The sequence below is a fragment of the Caldisericaceae bacterium genome (assembly GCA_036574215.1).
GTDB lineage: Bacteria > Caldisericota > Caldisericia > Caldisericales > Caldisericaceae > Caldisericum.
Genome location: JAINCR010000055.1, coordinates 1 through 22,650, shown reverse-complemented (window position 1 = coordinate 22,650; position 22,650 = coordinate 1). Strand labels below are relative to the sequence as shown.

The following is a 22,650-nucleotide window of genomic DNA, read 5'->3' as shown; positions in this document are numbered from 1 at the left end:
TAAGGCTGGTTCTGTTATACCTGAGGTTGTAAGGGTTGTTAAAGAAAAAAGGACTGGTAAAGAAGTTCCTTTTAAAATGGTTGATCGTTGCCCTGTTTGTGGAAGTAAAGTTGTTAGGGCTGAGGGCTTTGCTGCAACCGTCTGTATTAACGTTCGCTGTCCTGCACAGGTGAAAGAAAGAATTATACATTTTGTTTCAAGAGATGCCATGGATATAGAGTCCCTTGGTGAAAAATTGATTGCTGCCTTAGTAGATAAAGGTTTGATTTCTGATTATGCTGATATTTACTATTTAAAAAAGGAAGACCTAATGAAACTTGAAAGAATGGGGGATGTGCTTGCTTCAAAAATTTTAAGAAATATTGAAGAAAGTAAATCAAGGCCTTTACCTAATTTAATTAATGCCCTGGGAATAGCAAATGTAGGTAAAAGAACAGCTGAAATACTTGTTTCAATCTTTAAAACACTTGATGCCTTAATGAATGCCTCAGTTGAAGACTTAACGCAAGTAGAAGGCATAGGCCCAATCACTGCAAAATCTATAGTTGACTTTTTCGCTTCACCTGAGAATAAGAAAGTAATTGAAAAACTAAAGAACGCAGGCGTAAAAATGGAATATGTTTTGGAGGAGAAAAAGGAAGCTCCATTAAAAAATAAAGTTTTTGTTTTTACGGGGACACTTGAAAGTTTTACTCGAAGTGAAGCAGAACATCTTGTTGAAAGTTTAGGAGGCACATCAACAAATAGTGTAAGTAAAAGGGTTGATTATTTAGTTGCAGGGAAAGATCCAGGCTCAAAGTTAGACAAGGCAAAAGCGTTAGGTATAAATATCATTAACGAAGAGGAATTTAAGAAATTAATTTCATCTGGAGGTTAAGTAATGAAAATCGATTTGGAAAAGATTGAAAAGCTTTCGGCTCTTAAACTTAGCGGTGAAGAAAGGACGAAGATTCTCAAAGATATAGAAGAAATAATCTCTTATTTTGATAACCTTAAAGAAGTAGATACAGAAAATGTTGAACCTATGGTATATCTTAATGAATCAAAATTGTTCCTTAGAAAAGATGAAATAAAAGTAGGACTTAGTGTAAAAGATATTGAAAAATTGAGAGAACTATTTTATGACGGTTTCTTTAAAGTTAAAAGAATCATAGGAGAATGATATGGATATTGTTGATCTTTCCTTAAAAGAGACGGTAGACTTAGTTAAAAAAGGAGAACTTAAGGCAGTTGAAGTAGTTTCTTCATACCTTGATGTAATTAGCAGAGTCGATAAGGACATTAATGCCTTTATTTCTGTTTTTTATGATGAGGCTTTAGAAGAAGCTAAAAAAAAGGATGAAACCCGTGATAAAGTAGGTAGTTTGTTTGGTAGTGTTGTTGCTGTTAAGGACAATATTTTAGTAAAAGACCATGAGGCTACTTGTGGGTCAACAATATTAAAAGGCTTCATATCACCTTACGATGCAACTGTCATTAGAAAATTAAAAGAAGCTGGAGCAATTATTATTGGTAAAACCAATTTAGATGAGTTTGCCATGGGATCTTCAACAGAAAATTCCGCCTTTTTTACAACAAAAAATCCTGTTAATACAGACTACGTCCCTGGTGGTTCTTCAGGAGGGTCGGCTGCCTCAGTTAAGGCAAAAGAAACTTTGTTTGCCTTAGGTTCTGATACAGGAGGCTCGGTAAGACAACCTGCATCTTATTGCGGTGTAGTGGGTTTAAAACCAACATATGGTAGAGTCTCTCGTTATGGACTTGTTGCATTTGCCTCTTCTCTTGATGTCATTGGCCCTATAGGACGCACCGTTCAAGATGTCGCAATGGTTTTATCTTCTATTGCAGGATTTGATGAACAAGATGAAACAACTGTTGATAAAGAAGTTTTAGACTATGCAAATTTTTTAGATAGCAAAATACAAGGGAAAAGGATTGGTATTATAAAAGAAGTTATGGAAGCAAACATCCAGGAAGAGGTTAAAGATGCATTGAATGCTGCAATTAAATCCCTTAATTCACTTGGTTTTGATATTATTGAAGTTTCTATTCCACATTTGAATTATGCGTTATCGGTTTATTACTTGATTGCCCCATCTGAAGCATCTGCAAATCTTGCAAGATACGACGGTATTAGATACGGGTTTTTGGAAGATCAAGGAGAGAATCTTAGGGAATTTTATGAAAACATCCGCACAGTTGGTTTTGGAAGAGAGGTTAAAAGAAGAATACTATTAGGCACCTTTGCCCTCTCTGAAGGTTATTTTGACGAATACTATCTTAAGGCTTCTAAAGTAAGAAGAATCATTTACGAAGAATTTAAAGATGTTTTTGATACTGTTGATGCAATACTTACCCCAACAGCACCTACAACTGCATTTAAGTTTGGAGAAAAAGTATCTCCTCTTGAGATGTATATGAGTGATATTTTTACTATTCCTGCGAATCTTGCGTATCTACCTGCAATTTCTGTTCCATTTAAGGAAGACAAAAAGGGCTTACCTATAGGTATACAGTTAATCAGCAAATGGTTTGATGAAAAAAACCTTTTGAATATTGCATATGCACTTGAAAGGAGTCGATAACATGTATAAGCCAACTATTGGATTAGAGATACACGTTCAACTTTCAACTGCTTCAAAAATGTTCTGTGGTTGTTCTACTGAATTTGGTGATCCCCCCAATACACATGTGTGCCCTGTCTGTTTAGGGCTTCCAGGTGCTTTACCTGTTGTAAATGAAAAAGCTGTTGAATATGCGTTAAAACTTGCTCTTGCATTAAATATGAAGATTAATAGGTTCTCAACTTTTTATAGAAAAAACTATTTTTATCCTGATCTTCCTAAAGGGTACCAGATTACTCAGTACTCACTTCCCTTAGGCTACCAAGGTTTTTTAGAAATTGGTGTTTCAGGAAAAGTTAAAAAAGTAAACATTGAAAGAGGACACATCGAGGAAGATTCGGGTAAATCAATCCATTTAGGTGATATCACAGAATCTCCCTATTCACTCATTGACTTTAATAGATCTGGCATTCCTCTTGTGGAGATTGTGACAATGCCTGACCTTGAATCAGGAGATGAAGCATACGAGTTTCTTGTGCTTTTAAGAAGTATCGTAAGGTATCTTAACATATCTTCTGGAGATATGGAAAAAGGTGCTTTACGTTGTGATGTAAATGTTTCTGTTTCTAAAGATGAAACAAAAGGAACAAAAGTGGAAATAAAAAACCTCAATTCCTTTAGGAGTGTAAAAAGAGCAATTGACTATGAGATTTCAAGACAGATAGAGCTCCTTGAAAAAGGAGAAAAGATAGTAAGAGAAACTCGACATTTTGATGAACATGATGGCACCACAAAAACGATGCGAGTTAAAGAGGAATTAAATGATTATAGGTATTTTCCTGAACCTGACTTACCACCTTTAATTTTAGACGAACAGTATATCGATTCTGTAAAAATAAGTTTAGGAGAATTACCAAATGAAAAAGTACGAAGGTATATAGAGCAGTTTGCCTTGCAAGAAGATTATGCAAGAACCCTTGCTTACAATAAAAAATACGCTGATTACTTTGAAAGTGTCGTAAATGTCGTTGAACATCCAAAAGAAGTTGCAAATTACTTTCTTGTAAACATCCTTGGCTTACTTAACAAAAAAGGACTTGAAATTGAGGCATTAACATTTGGAGTAGAACAATTCAAAGAGTTATTCTACTATCTTGATAATAAAAAGATTTCTTCTAACATTGCAAAAGCAGTTATAGAAGAAAGTATTGAAACAGGAAAAAGTGTCAAAAGTATCATCGAAGGAAAAAATCTCATCCAGGTTGTTGATGATAGTTTTATAAGAGATGTCGTTAAAAACGTTATTAAAAATAACCCTAAACCTGTAAGTCAATACCTATCTGGTAAAACTCAAACTTTTGGTTTTCTCGTTGGATCTATCATGAAAGAGCTTAAAGGTAAGGGAGACCCAACGCTTGTAAATAAAATTCTTAAGGAGGAACTTGATTCCTTGGGGAGGTAAGTAAAAATGATTCTTGAAGCAATTTTGAAAAGAAGGTCTGTAAGAAGTTATTTAGATAAGGATGTGGAAGAAGAAAAACTCATGGAAGTGTTAGAGGCAGGTAGGTTAGCGCCATCTGCTTGTAATATACAACCGTGGAAGTTTATTGTCTTAAAAGATAGGGAAATTAGAAGTAAAATGGTAAAGGCATGCGCAAATCAGAACTTTGTGGGTAGTGCTCCTGTGCTAATTGTTGGTTGCATTGTAAGTAAAGGTTATAGTATGGGCGGGTGGTTCGATTCTAATATTCTTGATATTGGTATTGCTTTAGACCATATGACTCTTCAGGCTGCGCATCTTGGTTTAGGAACCTGTTGGATTGGTGCTTTTAATGAAAAAGAAGTTAAAGATCTCCTTAGTATTCCTAATGAAGTGCGTGTTGCAGCAATTCTTACTCTTGGATATCCAAAAAATGTTAATATTTTTGAAAAAGATAGGAAATCTTTAAAAGATGTTGTGAGTTTTGATAAATTTTCATAAACTTTTAACAATTTTGTCTTATAATTTTTTTGAATATAAGTTCATATCAAAATTAAGGAGGTTAAACATGGGAGAATTTGAGAAAAATGAAAGGTTTGAAAAACTAACAGGTTCACATGTCCTATGGGCAAGCACAATGAGTGCTTTGTTTGATTTTGGTGTTGCAGGTCCACTTGTTCCCACTATGAAGATGGTAGGTCAGAAAATTGCTTTATTTCAGATTCAAAAGAATACCTTTCCTTCTACAAGAGGTAAGGAGTTAGGTAAAGAATTATTTATAGAAGTCTTTGATAAATTAAATAGTTTTGTGAATTTTGCATACGAATATGAAGTAGATTTTTTAACAAAAGAGAATGGCAATGGAAAACTAATTGTAAAAATTAATAGAGATTCTTGTATGTATTCAATTGTGGGCGTGGGAGGAGAACAATTGTTTCATACGACGTGTCCGTATCCATCATTCTTTTCCTCATATCTTGACTTTGCTTTAAAAAGCGGTTTCTTCTACAAATCTGTCAAAATGGTAAAAGAAAAGGATGGTTCATATATGCATAATGAGGATGAATGGGATGTTATGGCATTTGATATTGAAGATGACGAGAACTTTAAGGCAATTTGTGAACTTCTTCCTAAAGCAGTAGAAAAAATAGAAAACACCATATTAAATGGACTAAAAGAAGGTAAAATTACTGAAGAGGAATTGTGGGACAGAAACTATGTAGAAATACCAAATACAAATCCTAAAAAGTATAGAACCAAGTTTACAGATTTTGCAAAGAATTATATTCAATCTGTAGAAGATAGTATATTGGAAGAAAATAAGCAACTTCTCTATGCAACATTACTGGATGACAATAGTTATTTACCTGCGCACAACTCTATATACGATAAACCACTTACAGGTGATTATAAGGTAGATTTGAAGAATAGTCGTTCTATGAGAATATATAACGATTATGTTGCAATGAAAATAGCAAAAAATACTGAGCCAATTTTACTGCTACCTTACCCAAGTGATATAGGAACTTTAATGTATGACCTTTCTTCTCCTGTATATGTTAACAATAAACATTGGGGAGTATTCAGAGTGGGATTTAAAATTTAATCTTGCAATACATTAGAAATTGTGTAATTTTACCAAATTTAGAAAATACTAATATTAGGCATGGCAGTAAAGAGAGGGCGTGAAAATTCTTTAGCAGTTTTGGTGTTTTTAATATTTATCCTTGATACCCAAAAAATGTTAATATTTTTGAAAAAGATAGGAAATCTTTAAAAGATGTTGTGAGTTTTGATAAATTTTCATAAACTTTTAACAATTTTGTCTTATAATTTTTGTAAGGGAGTCTGTTATCAAATTAAGGAGGTGAAAAATGGAATTGCAAGAGTTTGTAAAGGTTTTGGATTTTAACGAGGAAGACAATGAGAACAAAAAAGAAATTGCATCTATCTTTAAAAATTATGGAGACGAAATTGCAAATGAAATAGCCGATGCGTTTTCAAAAAGTCCGGAAGTTGTAAAAGCGATTCAGCAAACTAATATCTCATTTTTTGAGATAAGGGATAGATGGCTTAGTATGGTAGAGACTACACTTTCTTCAGAATTTGATGAAGAGTTTGAGAAGAAATTTCAGGAATTTTCTAAAAGTCTTACGAAAATGGGAATAATTAAACGGGAATTTATAGCCCTTGGGATTTCTTTAATTTTTATAAAGTTAAACGACAAAATCTTGTCTTTAGGTTTAGATAGGGACAAGGATTTATCTAAGACCTTATTAAGAGTGCTTTCAGCTTTTCTTGTAAAAGGAATGGATTTATATAGTGAACAGCTTACTAACCTCTTTCTTAAGTTTACTGGGATGAGTAAAGAACTGTTTATGAGGCAAATAGAAGTGGAGGCAAAAAAAGGTTTGTAAGGAAAATCTTAAAATTTGTTTCATTGACAGAAGTAAAAAAACTGTTATCATAATTAATTAAGGAGGTAAAAAATGGGACTAATAATTTTTTTAGTAGTTTTAGCAATTTTAGTTTTGTGGTTTGTGGGTATTTATAATGGATTTATTACCCTTAAAAACCGTGTTGAAAATGCTTGGGCTCAAGTTGATGTGCAATTAAAAAGAAGATACGACCTTATTCCAAATCTTGTAGAGACTGTAAAAGGATATGCAGCACATGAAAAAGAGATCTTTGAAAAACTTGGCGAACTACGTGCAAAGGCATTAGGTGCTCAATCCGTTAAAGACATTGGAGAAACAAACAACCAAATCACCCAAACCCTTAAAACACTTTTTGCCGTTGCAGAGAACTATCCTGAGTTAAAGGCAAATGAGAACTTTTTGAAACTCCAAGAAGAACTTGCAAACACTGAGAATAAAATTGCTTTTGCAAGGCAATTCTATAATGATGTTGTAATGCAGTATAACGCAAAGCAGCAAAGAATCCCTGATGTGTTTGTTGCAAGATTGATGAATCTTACTCCAAAAGAATACTACCCAATTGAAGAGGAGGCAAGGGGTCCCGTAAAAGTTCAATTTTAGTTAGGTGATATTTATGGCAAATAAGACTCTTTATGAATTACAGAGTGAAAATGTAAGGAAAACTTATTTCTTCCTTTTTGTATTTTCATTAATTCTCTTTCTCATCGGTTATTTTTTTGTTTGGTATTTTAACTGGGGAACCACAGGAATTATCATTCTTGGTGCTATAATTTTTCTCTACAATTGGATTGCCTATGAAAATTCAGATAAGATTGCTCTTTCTTCTGTAAATGCAATTCCTGCAGACCCATCGCAATATTATGTTTTACACAATGTTGTAGAAGAAGTTTCAATGGCAGCAGGAATTCCTAAACCCAAAGTCTACATTATGAACGAAGCACAGCCAAATGCATTTGCAACTGGTAAAGACCAAAACCATGCAGCAATCTGTGTAACAACAGGGCTTTTGTCTATTACAAATAGAGAGGAGTTGCAAGGGGTAGTTTCCCATGAAACTGCCCATATTAGAAATAGAGATATCCTTCTTATGACGGTAGTAGGAATTGTAGCTGGACTTATCATCCTTGCTCGTGATGTGATGCTTAGAAGTATGTTTTGGGGTATCGGTGGAAGAAGAAGAGAAAGAGACGAGGGTGGAAACGTTATATTTTTAATAATAGGATTGGTTCTTTCAATCCTTGCTCCTTTAATAGTTATGTTGATTCGTTCTGCTATCTCTCGGCAGAGGGAATTTTTAGCAGATGCAACTGGTGCATATATTATAAGGGACCCAGAGGCACTTGCTTCTGCTCTTGAGAAAATAGGAAGTTACACAAAGCCGATGAGAGTAGCAAGTGAAGCAACTGCCCACATGTTCATCTCTAATCCTTTTGGAAATTTAGAAAAACTTTTTGCAACCCATCCTCCAATTGAAGAAAGAATAAGGCGTTTAAGAGCACTTTCAAGAAATATGTAAAAAGTGGGGGAAAATTTCTCCCCCTTTTTTTAAAATTTAAACTCTAAAAGTTTAACTTCTCTATGTTCTTTTTTAACTTGTTTATATAAGAATAGTTTGTAAGGTCAATATTAATTGGAGTTATCGAAACATAATTGTGCGCAATTGCAAAAGAATCTGTATCGTCTTCAAGTTCAAAGGCAGGCCTATCGCCTCCAATCCAATAGAATATTTTTCCATGAGGATTTGTATACTTCTCAAGGTAATTTTCGTATTGGACTTTTCCTTGCCTTGTGATTTTAAAGCCTTTTAAATCTTCGTATTTTACATTTGGCACATTCACATTTAGAATTGATCTTTCCTCAACTATTCCACTGAAGAGTTCGCTAGTTAAAAGGATCTTTACTGCAATTTTTGCTGCAGTCTCAAAGTAGCCATCGTCTCCTTTTATATCTAACGAAATTGCTACCGACTTAAAGCCATTTGCAAGTCCTTCTAATGCCCCTGAAACAGTTCCAGAATATAGGATATCTCCCCCAAGGTTTGCTCCATGGTTTATTCCTGACACAACAAAATCAGGGGGATTATTTTTCATAATATCCTTTAGTCCAACAAGCACGCAATCAGTTGGTGTCCCATCAACAACGGAAATTCCTTCAAAATCATCATCAAGCTTCACTTCTTTAATTAATAAGACATCGTTTATTGTAAGAGAGTGGCCTGCGGCACTTTTTTGTCTATCTGGAGCAACTACAACAACTTCACCTAACTCTCTTAAAAATTTAGCAAGAGTTTTTATACCCTTTGCGTATATTCCATCATCGTTTACAAGTAGAATCCTCATCTTATTACCTCGTATTTTACTTTCTTTTTATATTTTTCAGGCATAATGCCCCAAAAGGTGAATAGTGCTAATTGCTTAAACCAACCTACACTATCGAATCTTCTTGTTGAAGTAATTACCTTGTCTGTTTTCATAAAAAAGAACTTACCAAATTTTTCTGCCTCTTTCATCATTTTCCAATCTTCAGTGTACTGAAGAGTTTCATCATACCAAACCTTAAAAAACACATCTTTTTTAACAATTTGGATACTTAAAGAAGCATGTAGCAACAAATGTGCTAAATCGTAAAATTTAAACCACAAAAAGGGATACAACCCTTTTTTATTAGGCAAAAGTGAAGTTGTGCCAACTGAAAGGTTTTTATGTTCGTGTTTGGTTAAAAAATCGTTTAAATCATTTAAAAAGCCTTTCTCTAAATGTGTATCTGCGTCAAGGAAAATAATCCATTCGGAGTCTAAACTAATATTTTTTGCTCCAAAATTCCTTGCAATTGATACACCCTTTTCGGTAATTGAAAATATTCTGAAATTTGCATTCTCAAATTTTTTTGCAATTTGTAATGTTTTGTCAGTTGAGCCATTTTCTACAACTATAACTTCAAATAAGTCTATAGGATACCCAATATTCTCAAGGTGTAATAGCGTTTCTTCAATAAACTTTTCCTCATTGTGTGCAGGTATTACAATAGAAAACTTTTTCATAGCAATTTATTATACCATAGTTTTATTATTAGTTGGATAGGCTATGTTAATATAGATAAAATTGGTTCTTTATCTCCCAATCTGTTATGCTTATTCTGTATTCGTTCCATTCAGTTTCTTTTGCTTGCACGTATTTTTCAAATACAACACTTCCAAGAACTTCTTTTATAAGTTCATCGTTTTTAAGCGCTGTAATTGCTTCTTTAAGCGTTGACGGAAGGGTTTTGAATTTATCGGGGTGCTTTTCATTTTCTTCGAAGATGTTTATTTCGTTTGCTGGTTCTCCTGGGTCAATTTCATTTTCAATACCATCTAATCCTGCTTTTAATAAGACTGCGAAGAGAAGATAGGGGTTTGCGGTTGGGTCTGGACTTCTAAATTCAATTCTCTTTGAGCCTTCATCTGCTTGAGGGACTCTTACAAGAGCACTTCTATTTTTAACTGCCCAGGATACATAAACAGGTGCTTCAAAACCGGGGACTATTCTTTTATAGGAGTTAACTAAGGGGTTTGCTATTGCTGTTATTGCATCTATGTGTTTAAAAATACCTCCGATAAAATACCTTGCCGTATCTGAAAGTTCAAATTCTTTTGTTTTGTCAAAAAATAAATTCCTACCGTTTCCGTTAGTAACAGAGATGTTTGTATGTGCTCCTGAACCGTTTACTCCAAAAAGAGGCTTCGGCATAAATGATGCATACAAACCGTTGATAAGAGCAACGGTTTTTGCGGCTATCTTAAAAGTAATTATTCTATCTGCAGTTGTAATGGGGTCTGCGTATTTAAAATCGATTTCATGTTGGGAGGGAGAGACTTCATGGTGGGATGTTTCTATTTCAAAACCCATTTCTTCAAGAGTTTTAGCTATGAGTAATCGTGTTTTTTCTCCAATATCTTCTGGAAGCATTTCAAAATAACTTCCGTTGCTTACTATTTCTGTTGTTGGTTTAGCGTCTCTCAATCTAAAAAGGAAAAATTCTTCTTCTACACCAGTTTGCATGAGAAACCCTTTTTCTTCTGCTTCTTTAATTGTCTTTTTTAAAATAAGCCTTGGGTCACCTTCAAAAGGACGACTTTCATCTAAATAGACATCGCAAATGATTTTTCCAATTTTAATTTCGTTATTTTTCGTCCAAGGAAGAATTGTAAATGTTTCTGGATTTAGTTTAAGAAGCATATCAGATTCTTCTATTCTTGCAAAACCTTCTATCGAAGAGCCATCAAAAGGGATCCCCTTTGATAATGCCTTTGGCAACATTTTTACTGGTATCTCAACTAATTTGGGAAAACCAAGGATATCAGTAAATTGAAGCCAAATAATGTCAACACCTTCTTCGCTTGTAATCTTTAGAATATCTTCCATTTTTACCTCCTTAATTCCCAATTATACATATTTATGTTTTATAATGAAATTTCTCCTGGTAATTTTGCAAATAATTTTGTATCTTTAACATTTGGTAAATTTAACACGAATCTAACAAATCTTTCTATGCCTATTCCACAACCTGCAGATCTTGGAATGGATTTTTTTACTTCATCTAAATACCACTGCCATTCATTTACGTCCATATTTTTTGCTTTCATCCTAAAAATGATTCTTTCAAGTTCATTTTCTCTTTCACCACCAGACATTCCTTCTTGAAATCCGTAAGGATAAATTAAATCCATATCAACTAATGTTTTTCCATCTTCACTTAATCTATCGTAGAATTCTCTTTCTTGAAGAGGTATGTCTATGAGGAAAAATGGCTCGGTTGCTTCTTTTGAAAGAATTGCTTCAAAGTCTTCTCCGTAGGCCTCTTTTGCTTCTAAATATTTTACTCTTTTAAATGGTCTTTTTGGGATATGAAAATTAGGATTCTTCTTTTCTATGAAATCTTTGAACTTTTCATGGAGTTTTTCCATTGTATAGATGATTAAATTTTCAACCAAAGTCAATATATCTTCTCTTGTTGCATCTTTTACCTCCAAATCTAACTGTGTAAATTCTATAAGATGCCTTCCTGTATGTTTCTTATCCTTTGTCTCAAGCCTAACATTTGGTGAAAAAATAAAGATTTTTGGATACGTTCTTAAAGCAAGTTGTTTGTGAAAAATCATTGATTTTGTTAGATGATAAAAACCATCTTCGTATGGAATTTTTGCTTCATACACCGTGTGATTCAATGGATCCGTAAGAGGAGAGATAACAACTGGAAGAAGTTCAATAAAACCTTCTTTTCTTAAGAATTCCCCCATTCTAAAGATCGTTTCGCTTACTACTTCCAATACTTCTTTTTCCATTTTTAACCTCCTTAAAAAATTTGTATTAAATAAAAAAGAGCCGGCTTTTGACCGGCTCCTGTGGGCTAATTTAGCAATAGTCTACCCACTCTCACCGGTCCCGGCGGAGTTATTATTATTGTTATTATTCACTACTGCTAAATTAACCAATTTATCCATAATTTTCAAGATTTTAAAATAATTTGTCTTTTTGTCAATAGGTAAAAACGATTTTAAAGAAAATTTAACAATTTGTTAATGGAAGTATTTTTAAACCCTAAAAAGAGAGGTTTAACTTCCTAAAAGAGCAGCCTCATATTCCTAAAGATAAGGAATGTTGGAGTTGAAATAAGCAAACCTAAAGGTCCAAATATTGTCCCCGCTATTGCAATCATCAAGATGATTATTACAGGAGGCACTCTTAATCTTTCTCCAATTACATGCGGTAGCACAAAATTACTTAAGGCACCTTCCACTATTACAAACACAAGCACAAAAAGAAGAAATGTTTTTAAACTCTGCGTTAAAGAGAATAAGCCTCCTACTATAAAAACAACTGTAGGTCCAACATACGGAAGCATCTCAAGAAAGGCATCCATAACTCCGATGATTGTTGCAAATTTTACTCCTACAATAAAACTTCCCAATCCCATTGAGATACCAGTTATGATTGAGACAAGGACCAAAGTAGAAAAATACGTGCGCATTTCTATGTTTGTTCTATCAAGATAAATTTTCACTTTCTTTCTTATTTCAGGGTTAAACCTCCTTAAAACGATTCTGTACATAGCAGGGGAGTCTTTTATGAAAAAGTAAGCAAGCAAGAATGAGAATATTAATGAGCCAAAGTTAGAGATGCTGTTTTTTATTTTTTCTGGGATAGTTTTAAGAAGGTCTGTAATTGCGGTTTGCAAACCTGATACAAAATTTAAGAGGATCGTATTCAAAAAGGAGGTATTTTTACTTGAATTTATTACTTTGCTTAGGTTTTCGAAGAAAGCTGAAATATTCTTTTGTAAATTTGGAAGGTTCCCAATGAGTTCTCCGAGTTCTTTTATAATAATTGGGAAAAGAAAGTATCCAGCTAGTATTATGAAGAATAGGAAAATGAGTATAGTAATTAAGGCCGCAAGGTTCCTATGTATTTTTAGTTTTGCAAAAAAGTTTGCTATAGGAAGGAGTATATAGGCAATGACAGAGCCAAAAATAATTGTTGGAATAATATTTTTAAATAGATAAAGTAAATACAAAATTATTGCTCCCATTACTATTACTAAACTTGTAAAAAGAGCGTTTTTAATTTCTCTATTCATTTTTAACCCAATTCAATTGCCGTAACAAAATCGTCCTTGTCTTTAAATCGGACAAGAATCACACCTTGTGCGTTTCTACTTAAAACTCTTACATCCTTCAACTCCATTTTAATCACATTTCCTGATTTTAAAAGCAAGAATATGTTTTCTTCATCTTTAACTACTTTTGTAGCTACAAGGTCACCAGTCTTATCGTTGAGTTTTATGCATTTTACACCCCTTGCCCCTCTGTTTGTTTTTCTTATGGAAGTTGCTTCTATCAATTTGCCAAATCCTTTTTCCGATACAACAACTATTTTATCTTCCTCGTTAAGCGTTTCTGCATCAACAACATGGGACCCATCTTTAAGTTTCATTCCTCTTACACCAGAAGAATTTCTTCCTAATTCTTTTATGAGTGCAGAATCAAACCTTATTGCAAGGCCATCTTTTGAAACCATGAGAATTTCTTTTTCTTCTTCTAAAGGAATTACAGTTTCAAGCTCGTCATCCTCTTTGAGTTTTATTGCCCTTTTACCTATTGTCATTATATTTTCAAATTCATCCATTCTTGTTTTTTTAACAAAGCCTTTTTTGGTTACAAAGAATAAGTTTTTGGTTTTGCTATCCTTTTCAATACTTATTACCTTACTTATTCTTTCTTCTGCATCTAGTTTTAACAATCTGTGAATGGGTGTGCCTTTGCCAGTTCTTTCAAGTTCTGGTATTTCGTATGCTTTTAACGAATAAACCTTTCCCACATTTGTAAAGAATAGGAGGCTACTTTTTAGTGTAGTTTTCATGATTTCTATAGGATAGTCTTCCTGTGAGAGCGTTTGCCCGACTACGCCCTTTCCACCCCTTTTTTGCACTTTAAATGTATCTTCCTTCATTCTTTTTAAATAGCCGCCTCTTGTAACAATAACAATGATATTTTCATCTGGTATTAACGCATCACTGTCAATTTCTTTGTAATAATGCAGGATAGAAGTTCTTCTTTTATCTCCGTACCTTTCTCTAATCCTTTGAAGATCGTTTTTAATTTCTGAATAAAATTTTTCTTTGTTTGATAGTATTTCTTCGAGTTCTCTAACAAATTTCTCCGTATCTTGTATATCGTTTTCAATTTTATTTACCTCCAAACTTGTTAAGGAAGAGAGTTTCATATCTAAAATAGCTTTTGCTTGAATCTCGTTGATTGAAAGGAAATCCATAAGTTTTATTTTAGCTTCTTCGTTATTCGTTGATTCCTTAATCATAGGTATTATGCTATCGATGTTTAGAATTGCCTTTTTTAAACCCAACAGTATTTCAAGATTTTTCTTAGCTTTTTCGAGTTTAAATTCTGTAACTCTTCTTAGAACGCTACTTCTAAAGGCCAAAAATTCGCTCAAAAGTTCTTTTACAGTGAATACTTTAGGTTGGTTCTCAAGAATGCCAAGAAGGATCACTCCGTATCTTACTTCATATCTTGTTAATTTAATGAGTTCTGTTTCAAAGACTTCTTCGTTTATTCCCTCGGAGAGTTTAATAACTATCCTTATGCCTTCTCTATCAGATTCATCTCTAATGTCTTCTACACCTTTTATCTTTTTCTCTTTTGCAAGGTTTGCAATCTCTTCAACTAATTCTGCTTTGTTCACTTCGTATGGGATTTCTGTTATTACAAAGTATTTTCTTTTGTGTTTTCCTTCTTCTATCTTGTATTTTCCTCTTATGGTAATGATACCTTTTCCTGTTTTAAAGTATTCCTTAATGCCATCTACTCCAAGTATTTGTCCACCTGTCGGAAAATCCGGTCCCTTAATGAAGTTTAAAAGGTCTGTTTCATTTACCTCTCTGCCCTGTAAGATTTCGTTATCAATAATGTAGATAAGAGCATCGATAACTTCCTTAAGATTGTGCGGTGGGATGTTGGTAGCCATGCCAACTGCAATACCTGAAGAGCCATTAACAAGCAAATTTGGAAATTTTGCAGGTAATACAAGGGGTTCTTTGAGAGTATTATCGAAGTTTGGAACAAAATCGGTTGCGTTTTCTTTAAGCCCATCAAGGAGTTCTGTTGCAAGGTGAGAAAGGCGTGCTTCTGTATAACGCATTGCTGCTGGCACATCACCATCGATGGAGCCGAAGTTTCCGTGTCCGTCCACAAGTGGGTATCTAAGGGAGAAGGGTTGTGCCATCCTAACAAGAGCATCATATACAGATGATTCACCGTGTGGATGGTACTTACCAAGGACTTCACCTACAATTCTTGCGCTCTTTTTGTACGGTTTATTCGGTTCACAACCAAGCCCCTCCATTGCATAGAGAATCCTTCTATGCACGGGTTTTAGCCCATCTCTTATGTCTGGGAGTGCCCTTCCTACGATAACACTCATTGAATAGTCAAGATACGACCTTTTAACTTCCTCTTCTATTGGAATATTTATAACTTTTTCGTGAAATAGATTGTCCATATTACACCTCAGATGTCAAGATTAACAACCTCTTTTGCATGTTGCATTATAAATTCTTTTCTTGGGGAAACATCACTTCCCATAAGGAGTTCAAATAGTTTATTTGCTAACTCTGCCTCTTGGATTGTTACTCTCTTTATAATTCTTCTTGTAGGATCCATTGTAGTGTCCCAAAGTTGTTGTGGGTCCATTTCTCCAAGACCTTTATACCTTTGCACTTCACTTTTATCTGGGTCTTTTAATGTCCCTAAAATGTGTGCAAGTTCTTCATCTGAATAAGCGTATCTTATCTCTTTTTCATATTTAACCCTATAAAGAGGGGGTTGAGCAATGTAAAGATATCCATCTTCAACAAGAGGTTTCATGTATCTAAAAAAGAAAGTAAGAAGAAGTGTTCTAATGTGTGCACCATCCACATCAGCATCTGTCATGATGATGATTTTATGGTACCTTAAGTTTTCTACTTTAAAATCTTCACCAATACCACTTCCAATTGTTGTTATAAGGTTTTTTATCTCTTGCGAAGAGAGAGCATGTGCCATATTCACCTTTTCAACATTTAGTATTTTTCCTCTCAGCGGTAACACGGCTTGGAATTTTCTATCACGGGCTTGCTTTGCACTTCCACCTGCAGACTCTCCTTCTACTATGTAAAGTTCTGTTTTTGATGGGTCATTTGAAGAACAATCCGCTAACTTTCCTGGTAATCTACCCGAAAAGTCAAGCTCGCCTTTTCTTCTAACTATCTCTTTTGCTTTTTTTGCAGCAAGTCTTGCATTTTGAGCAAGAAGAATCTTTTTAAGGATTTTTTGAAGGTCTTCGATGTGTTTATCAAAATACAGCGTTAGCCCGTTTTTAACGATGTTGTATACCCTTGATCTTACTTCAGCGTTGCCTAATTTTGTTTTTGTTTGACCTTCAAACTGCGGCTCAACCAATCTTACACTGATAATCGCAACAAGGCCTTCTTTAATATCGTCAAATGTTATTGCTTCGTCTTTTATCAATTTTAGTTGCATACCTTCGTCGTTAAAGAGTTTTGTAAGGGCCTGTTTAAAGCCGGTTTCATGAGTGCCACCATCTACCGTTTTGATGTTGTTTACAAAAGACATAATCTCTGAAGAAAATCCCGCATTATACTGGAGAGCAACTTCAAGATGGAAGTGGTCCTCATCTACCTCTAAGTATAATGGCTCTTCCAACAGCGTTTGTTCGTCTTTGTTTAGGTCTTTCACGAGTTCAACGATACCTTTTTCTGAATAGTAATGTTCTTCGGTGCCCTTCTTTTCATTTAAGAAGTGTATTCTTAAACCCTTATTTAAATAGGCAAGTTCTTTGAGTTTTTCTTTAATGATACTCTCGTCAAATTCTACTGTTTCAAATATTGTATCATCTGGGATAAAAGTAATTTCAGTTCCTGTTTCGTTTGGAAGAACATTTCCTACCTCTCTTAAAGGATATAGTGGTTTACCTCTTTCGTATTCTTGCTCGTATATGATGCCGTTTCTTTTTACAGTAACTTTTAAATATTTTGAAAGGGCGTTTACAACCGAAACACCAACACCGTGTAGACCCCCTGATACATGGTAAACTTTTGCGTCAAATTTGCCACCTGCGTTGAGTTTTGTTAAAGCAACTTCGACTCCTGATACATGTAGTTGTGGATGTTCATCAACTGGAATACCTCTTCCGTTATCTATAACTGTAATGGAAGAGTTTTTTCTAAGTATTACGGTGATTTCGTTACAGAAACCTGCCATCGCTTCGTCTATTGAGTTGTCAACAACTTCAAATACAAGATGGTGCAATCCAGCCGATGATGTTGACCCAATATACATAGAAGGTCTTTTTCTTACATGCTCAAGACCGTCGAGAACTTTAATACTTTTCGCATTATACTCTTCGGTATAGTTTTCTGTTGTCTTTTCCTTATCTTCCATATAAATTCCTCCAACAGATTATTTTACCAAAAACAAAGAAAAATCAAAATCTAAATTGATTTTAAATGGTTTAGTAATTTCTAATTGAGTATAATTTTTGTTCAACCTATACTATAATTAATAAAAATAACTTTTTTCGAACATGTTTTAGCGAAACCCGAGTTCCTTATTTTAGGCATGTTTTCATAGAGACTATTTTAGCCACTTTTAAAAAACTCTTTTTTAGGTTAAAATATTAATAGGAGATGATTGTATGAATTGGAATAATTTAACAGAAAGAGCACAAAGAGCGATACTCATTGCACAGGAAGAGGCGCACTCTCTGGGTAATTATTATCTTGGGACCGAGCATCTACTACTTGGCTTAATCAAAGTTGAAGAAGGTATCGCATATAGAGCAATTTTGAGTATGGGTGTTGATCCAAACGATATTCTTGAAAGGATAGAAGAGTTTATTAAAGAGAATAATAGTTATAAAAATAGGTCTAACGAAGAAATTATTCTTACTCCAAGGGCAAAAAGAGTTCTTGAAATGGCAGAAAAAGAGGCAATTAATCTTGGAGATACCTATATTAGCACTGAGCATATTCTTCTTGCAATACTTCACGAGGGCGGAGGCATTGGTGTTAAAATACTTCAGGATGCTGGCGTTGATATCCAAAAATTTGAAGAAACAATCTACTCAATGATTGGAGAGAAAGTTTCTAAAGAATCACGTGAAGACCGGATAGTTAGAGAAACTAAAACCCCTACTTTAGATCAATTCTCAAGAGATTTAACTGCTCTTGCGTCACGCTCTGAGCTTGATCCTGTTATTGGCAGGGAACAAGAAATTGAAAGAGTTATCGAAATTTTAATGAGAAGAAAAAAGAATAACCCTGCTATTATTGGTGATCCAGGAGTTGGAAAAACTGCAATCGTTGAAGGTCTTGCCCAAAAGATATCGGATAACGATGTGCCAGATTTACTAAAAGGTAAGCGCATTGTTTCTCTTGATCTTGCTTCTGTAATTGCAGGCACAAAGTACAGAGGTGAGTTTGAAGAAAGAATGAAGAAGATACTAAAGGAAGTTGCCAAGACAAACAGGAATGTGATTCTATTTATTGATGAATTTCATACGCTTGTTGGTGCTGGTGCAGCAGAAGGTGCAATTGATGCCTCTAACATTTTGAAGCCCTCACTTGCAAGTGGCGAAATTCAGGTAATTGGAGCAACTACCCTTAAGGAGTACAGAAAATATGTGGAGAAAGACCCAGCTCTTGAGAGGCGTTTTCAACCAGTATACGTAAGAGAGCCAACTGTTGAAGAGGCAATTGAAATTTTAAAAGGAATAAGGGATCGCTACGAGAAGTTCCACGGGGTAAAAATATCCGATGACGCAATTAACTTAGCCGTTAAACTCTCAGTTAAATATATAAACGCTAGATTTTTGCCAGATAAAGCAATTGATATAATAGATGAAGCTTCTGCAAGGTTAAAATTGAAGATCTCTAAAAACAACGAAATGAAGAAAGTTGAGAAAAGGATAAAAGAAATTAAAGATAAAAGATTACAAGCAATAAGAGAAAGACGCTTACTTGAGGCTGAACAACTAAGAGAAGAAGAGAAGAATCTCTACAATACTTTAAAGATTCTTAGTTTAGATTCACAAGAAGAAATGCCGGTATTAACCGAAGAGGATATTAGAAGGGTTGTTTCTCTTTGGACTGGTATTCCTGTTGAAAAAATGGTTGAAGATGAAAAAGAAAGACTCGTTAACATGGAACAGGAGTTACACAAAAGAATTGTGGGTCAAGAGGAAGCAGTTCAAGCAGTCTCAAGATCTATTAGAAGAGCACGATCTGGGCTAAAAAATCCAAATAAGCCGATTGGTTCCTTTCTTTTCCTTGGGCCAACTGGTGTTGGTAAAACAGAACTTGCAAAGACTTTAGCCGAGTTTCTCTTTGGAAATGAGAATGCTCTAATTAGATTTGATATGTCTGAGTACATGGAAAAGTTTTCTGTTTCAAGACTTATAGGTTCACCTCCTGGATATGTAGGCTATGAAGAGGGAGGTCAGTTAACTGAAGCTGTTAGGAGAAAGCCTTATTCAGTTGTTCTCTTTGATGAAATTGAGAAAGCTCATCCAGATATTTTTGACATTTTATTACAAATCATGGACGAAGGAAGGCTTACAGATTCTCAAGGAAGGACAGTTGACTTTAAAAATACAGTTATTATTCTTACCTCTAACTTTGGCACTGATTCACTAAAAGATAAAACTGTTGGGTTTAATTTAAGCAGCAATGTTGAGAGTTTTGAAGAAAAGAAGAAAAAACTCGTTTCGTCGCTTAAAGGCCTCTTTAAACCAGAATTTTTGAATAGGTTAGATGATATTATAGTCTTCTATCCACTTACAAACGAAGAGATAAAGAAAATTGTAGATATCCTTATAAGACGCATAGAGAAAAATGCTTCTGAAAACAATATCCATATTATGCTAACAGAAAAGGCAAAAGACTATCTTGCAAAAACTGGTTACAGTGTAGAATACGGAGCAAGGCCTTTGCAGAGGCTTATAGAAAAGGAAGTGGAAGACCCTATTGCCGTTAAAATCCTTAAAGGAGAAATAAAAGAAGGTAATCTTGTAGTTGTTGATTACGATGAGTCAGTCGGTATTACTTTTGAAGTAAAAGAAAAAATAACTTCTTATGGATAAAGTGCGGAACTTTTCAATCATTGCCCACATTGACCACGGAAAATCAACCCTTTCTGACCGTTTCCTTGAGCATGGTGGACTTATTATCAAAGGAGAACAGATCCTTGATAGCATGGAGCTTGAGAAAGATCGGGGTATTACCATAAGAGCTCATCCGATCACCCTTAATATTAGAGTAAATGGCAGTGATTATGTTTTTAATTTAATTGATACACCAGGTCATGTGGATTTTTCTTATGAGGTTTCAAGAAGTTTAAAAGCATGTGAAGGTGCAGTCCTTCTTGTTGATGCAACGCAAGGAGTTGAAGCACAAACTATTGCAAATGCCTACCTTGCACTTGAAAACGACCTTGTAATCATCCCTGTGGTGAATAAGATAGATGTAAAAGACGCTGACATCGAAGGAACAGTTAGCGAAATTAAAAATATTCTTGGTTTCAAAGACGAAGACATCCTTAAGATCAGCGCCAAAACTGGTGAAAACGTTCCCAAACTCATCGAAGCAATAGTTGATAGAATTCCACCACCAAGTGGATCAGAAAATGCTCCTTTAAAGGCACTTGTTTTTGATTCCCATTTTGATACCTACAAAGGTGTCATTGTTTATGTGAGAGTAAAAGATGGCACAATCAAAAAAGGTGATAGAATTAAGTTTATGTCAAACGGATCGGAATTCGAAGTTGAGGAAGTTGGTATTTTCAGACTCAAAATGGAACCTATTGATGAACTTAAGGAAGGAATGGTTGGCTATTTTGCTGCACTAATAAGAGACCCACTTGATGTTCAGATTGGTGATACGGTAACAAATGCCTTTAGACCTGCCGATACTCCAATTCCTGGTTTTAGAAAGAATGTTCCAATGGTTTTTGCAGGTATTTTCCCTTTGAATACAAATGAATTTGAAGATCTAAAGAAATCACTTGAGAAGCTTCATTTAAACGATCCTGCCTTTACCTTTGAACCCGATACTTCAGAAGCACTTGGTTTTGGCTTTCGTTGTGGTTTTTCTGGATTACTTCATATGGAAATTACCATTGAAAGACTTAAGATTGAATTTGGGCAAGATATTATTGCAACCGTTCCGAACGTAGAATACGAAGTTGTTTTAAGAGACGGAAGAACGGTTTTAATAGATAATCCCAGCAAGTTTTTCGATCCTTCAAAAATACTTGAAATTAGAGAGCCAATAGTAGATGCTTCTATTATGGTCCCTCCAGATTTTATTGGTAATGTTATGGAACTTTTGAATACAAGACGTGCAACTTATAAGGATATGCTTTATCCTGAAGAAAAAAGGGTAGTGATAAGATTTGAGGTGCCCCTTCAAGAGATCATCACAGATTTCTTTGATGCCCTAAAATCAGTAACAAGAGGTTATGGGACGTTAGATTATGAGTTTATCGGGTTTAAAAAAGCAGATATCGTTAAGGTAGATATTCTAATCAATAAAAAGGTAGTTGATGCCTTATCTTTTATGGCGCATGAGGATAAAGCCTATTATGTTGCTCGTTCTATGCTTGAGAAGATGAGAAAGGTTATTCCACGTCAGATGTTTGAAGTAAATTTGCAAGCCGCAATTGGAAGTAAAATTATCTCAAAGGAGAGAATTGTGCCTTACAGAAAAGATGTTTTAGCAAAATGTTATGGTGGAGATGTTACACGAAAGAAAAAACTCCTTGAGAAACAAAAAGAAGGCAAAAAGAAAATGAAAATGATCGGTAATGTAGAAATCCCTCAAGAGGCATTCTTTTCAATTCTCTCTGTAAAAAGTAGTGAAAAAACAGACTAACTTCGAAGGTATTGGCATTTACATCCACTACCCTTTTTGCGTAAGTAAGTGTATTTACTGTGATTTTACTTCTTTTACTTTAGATAGAGTTGCAGAGTCAAAGTATTTTTCATACCTAAAAAAAGAAGTAGATTTGTTTTTGGATAAATTTCCCGATAGCGCAAAATTCTTTGTTGAAACACTTTACATTGGTGGGGGCACTCCAAGTCTTACTGACATAGACAAGTTTTCAGATTTTATACATTTTTTAAAAAATAGATTTGATTTTTCAAAACTTAAAGAATTTACAATTGAGGGAAATCCAGAGAGTATTAGTAAAGATAGGTTTTTAGTTTTTAAAGAACTCGGTGTAAATAGGGTGAGTATGGGGGCACAGAGTTTTAATGATACAACATTAAAATTACTTGGAAGAAGGCATGAAGCAAAAACAATTGAAGAAAAATTCAATTTGCTAAGAACCCTTGGGTTTTCTAACATTAATATCGATTTAATTTTTGCTTTACCAAATGAGGATTACAAAATGCAAACTTACTCTATAAAAAAGGCAATTGCTCTTAATCCGGAGCATATTTCTTTTTATTCGCTTATGCTTGAAAGAGGCACACCTCTATATAAAGCAAGACATCATTACGCTTTTGTTGATGATTCTGTATGGCTTAAAGAATACTTTTTAGGTAAGAAAATGTTT

Annotated in this window: 19 protein-coding genes; 12 read left to right on the top strand and 7 right to left on the bottom strand. The window is 34.4% G+C overall.

The features are described 5' to 3' along the window. The 9 genes from ligA to htpX form a co-directional block, all read left to right on the top strand. Window positions 1–877 (top strand): NAD-dependent DNA ligase LigA (ligA, locus tag K6343_03405; GenBank protein MEF3245015.1); only part of this gene is annotated, 877 nt, incomplete at its 5' end. Between the two features lie 3 nt (window positions 878–880). After that, window positions 881–1,162: an Asp-tRNA(Asn)/Glu-tRNA(Gln) amidotransferase subunit GatC gene (gene gatC / locus K6343_03400; protein ID MEF3245014.1), complete on the top strand. Its 282-nt coding sequence runs from the start codon at window positions 881–883 to the stop codon at window positions 1,160–1,162. A gap of 1 nt (window position 1,163) precedes the next feature. Next, a complete protein-coding gene (gatA, locus tag K6343_03395) occupies window positions 1,164–2,585 on the top strand; it encodes an Asp-tRNA(Asn)/Glu-tRNA(Gln) amidotransferase subunit GatA (GenBank protein ID MEF3245013.1) in 1,422 nt (473 codons plus the stop codon). A gap of 1 nt (window position 2,586) precedes the next feature. After that, the gene (gatB, locus tag K6343_03390) at window positions 2,587–4,026 is read left to right on the top strand and encodes an Asp-tRNA(Asn)/Glu-tRNA(Gln) amidotransferase subunit GatB (GenBank protein ID MEF3245012.1); all 1,440 of its coding nucleotides are present in this window, start codon (window positions 2,587–2,589) and stop codon (window positions 4,024–4,026) included. A gap of 6 nt (window positions 4,027–4,032) precedes the next feature. Further along, a complete protein-coding gene (locus tag K6343_03385) occupies window positions 4,033–4,545 on the top strand; it encodes a nitroreductase family protein (GenBank protein ID MEF3245011.1) in 513 nt (170 codons plus the stop codon). A 67-nt stretch (window positions 4,546–4,612) separates the two neighbouring features. Beyond that, window positions 4,613–5,650: a hypothetical protein gene (locus K6343_03380; GenBank protein ID MEF3245010.1), complete on the top strand. Its 1,038-nt coding sequence runs from the start codon at window positions 4,613–4,615 to the stop codon at window positions 5,648–5,650. A 268-nt stretch (window positions 5,651–5,918) separates the two neighbouring features. Then, window positions 5,919–6,461, top strand: a complete 543-nt coding sequence (locus K6343_03375) for a hypothetical protein (GenBank protein MEF3245009.1) — start codon at window positions 5,919–5,921, stop codon at window positions 6,459–6,461. Window positions 6,462–6,533: 72 nt separating this feature from the next. Further along, on the top strand, window positions 6,534–7,082 hold the full coding sequence (locus K6343_03370; protein MEF3245008.1) for a LemA family protein: 549 nt from the start codon (window positions 6,534–6,536) through the stop codon (window positions 7,080–7,082). A gap of 7 nt (window positions 7,083–7,089) precedes the next feature. Further along, window positions 7,090–7,998, top strand: coding sequence for a zinc metalloprotease HtpX (gene htpX, locus K6343_03365; protein ID MEF3245007.1), 909 nt, complete (start codon window positions 7,090–7,092; stop codon window positions 7,996–7,998). Window positions 7,999–8,041: 43 nt separating this feature from the next. Here htpX and surE read toward each other — a convergent pair whose 3' ends face one another. The 7 genes from surE to gyrB all read right to left on the bottom strand — a co-directional run bounded on the left by surE (window position 8,042) and on the right by gyrB (window position 17,475). Continuing rightward, window positions 8,042–8,821 (bottom strand): 5'/3'-nucleotidase SurE, encoded by a 780-nt coding sequence (gene surE, locus K6343_03360; GenBank protein ID MEF3245006.1) that lies wholly within the window; start codon window positions 8,819–8,821, stop codon window positions 8,042–8,044. After that, window positions 8,818–9,522: a glycosyltransferase family 2 protein gene (locus K6343_03355; GenBank protein MEF3245005.1), complete on the bottom strand. Its 705-nt coding sequence runs from the start codon at window positions 9,520–9,522 to the stop codon at window positions 8,818–8,820. The genes surE and K6343_03355 overlap by 4 nt, the downstream gene beginning before the upstream one ends. Window positions 9,523–9,568: 46 nt before the next feature. After that, a complete protein-coding gene (gene glnA / locus K6343_03350; GenBank protein ID MEF3245004.1) occupies window positions 9,569–10,885 on the bottom strand; it encodes a type I glutamate--ammonia ligase in 1,317 nt (438 codons plus the stop codon). A gap of 38 nt (window positions 10,886–10,923) precedes the next feature. Then, window positions 10,924–11,805 (bottom strand): asparagine synthetase A, encoded by an 882-nt coding sequence (locus tag K6343_03345; GenBank protein ID MEF3245003.1) that lies wholly within the window; start codon window positions 11,803–11,805, stop codon window positions 10,924–10,926. Between the two features lie 278 nt (window positions 11,806–12,083). Next, window positions 12,084–13,097, bottom strand: a complete 1,014-nt coding sequence (locus K6343_03340; protein MEF3245002.1) for an AI-2E family transporter — start codon at window positions 13,095–13,097, stop codon at window positions 12,084–12,086. 2 nt (window positions 13,098–13,099) lie between these two features. Next, entirely contained in the window at window positions 13,100–15,535 is a 2,436-nt protein-coding gene (gene gyrA, locus K6343_03335) for a DNA gyrase subunit A (protein MEF3245001.1), read from the bottom strand. Between the two features lie 8 nt (window positions 15,536–15,543). Next, complete coding sequence (gene gyrB / locus K6343_03330; GenBank protein ID MEF3245000.1) at window positions 15,544–17,475, bottom strand: DNA topoisomerase (ATP-hydrolyzing) subunit B; 1,932 nt, start codon at window positions 17,473–17,475, stop codon at window positions 15,544–15,546. Between the two features lie 253 nt (window positions 17,476–17,728). On the opposite strand from gyrB, the gene K6343_03325 reads away from it, so the two are divergent. The 3 genes from K6343_03325 to K6343_03315 all read left to right on the top strand — a co-directional run. Continuing rightward, window positions 17,729–20,173 (top strand): ATP-dependent Clp protease ATP-binding subunit, encoded by a 2,445-nt coding sequence (locus K6343_03325; GenBank protein MEF3244999.1) that lies wholly within the window; start codon window positions 17,729–17,731, stop codon window positions 20,171–20,173. After that, the gene (gene lepA / locus K6343_03320; GenBank protein MEF3244998.1) at window positions 20,166–21,962 is read left to right on the top strand and encodes a translation elongation factor 4; all 1,797 of its coding nucleotides are present in this window, start codon (window positions 20,166–20,168) and stop codon (window positions 21,960–21,962) included. Before K6343_03325 ends, lepA begins: the two co-directional genes overlap by 8 nt. Continuing rightward, the coding region (locus tag K6343_03315; GenBank protein MEF3244997.1) for a radical SAM protein at window positions 21,946–22,650 on the top strand (705 nt) is incomplete at its 3' end. The genes lepA and K6343_03315, both read left to right, overlap by 17 nt.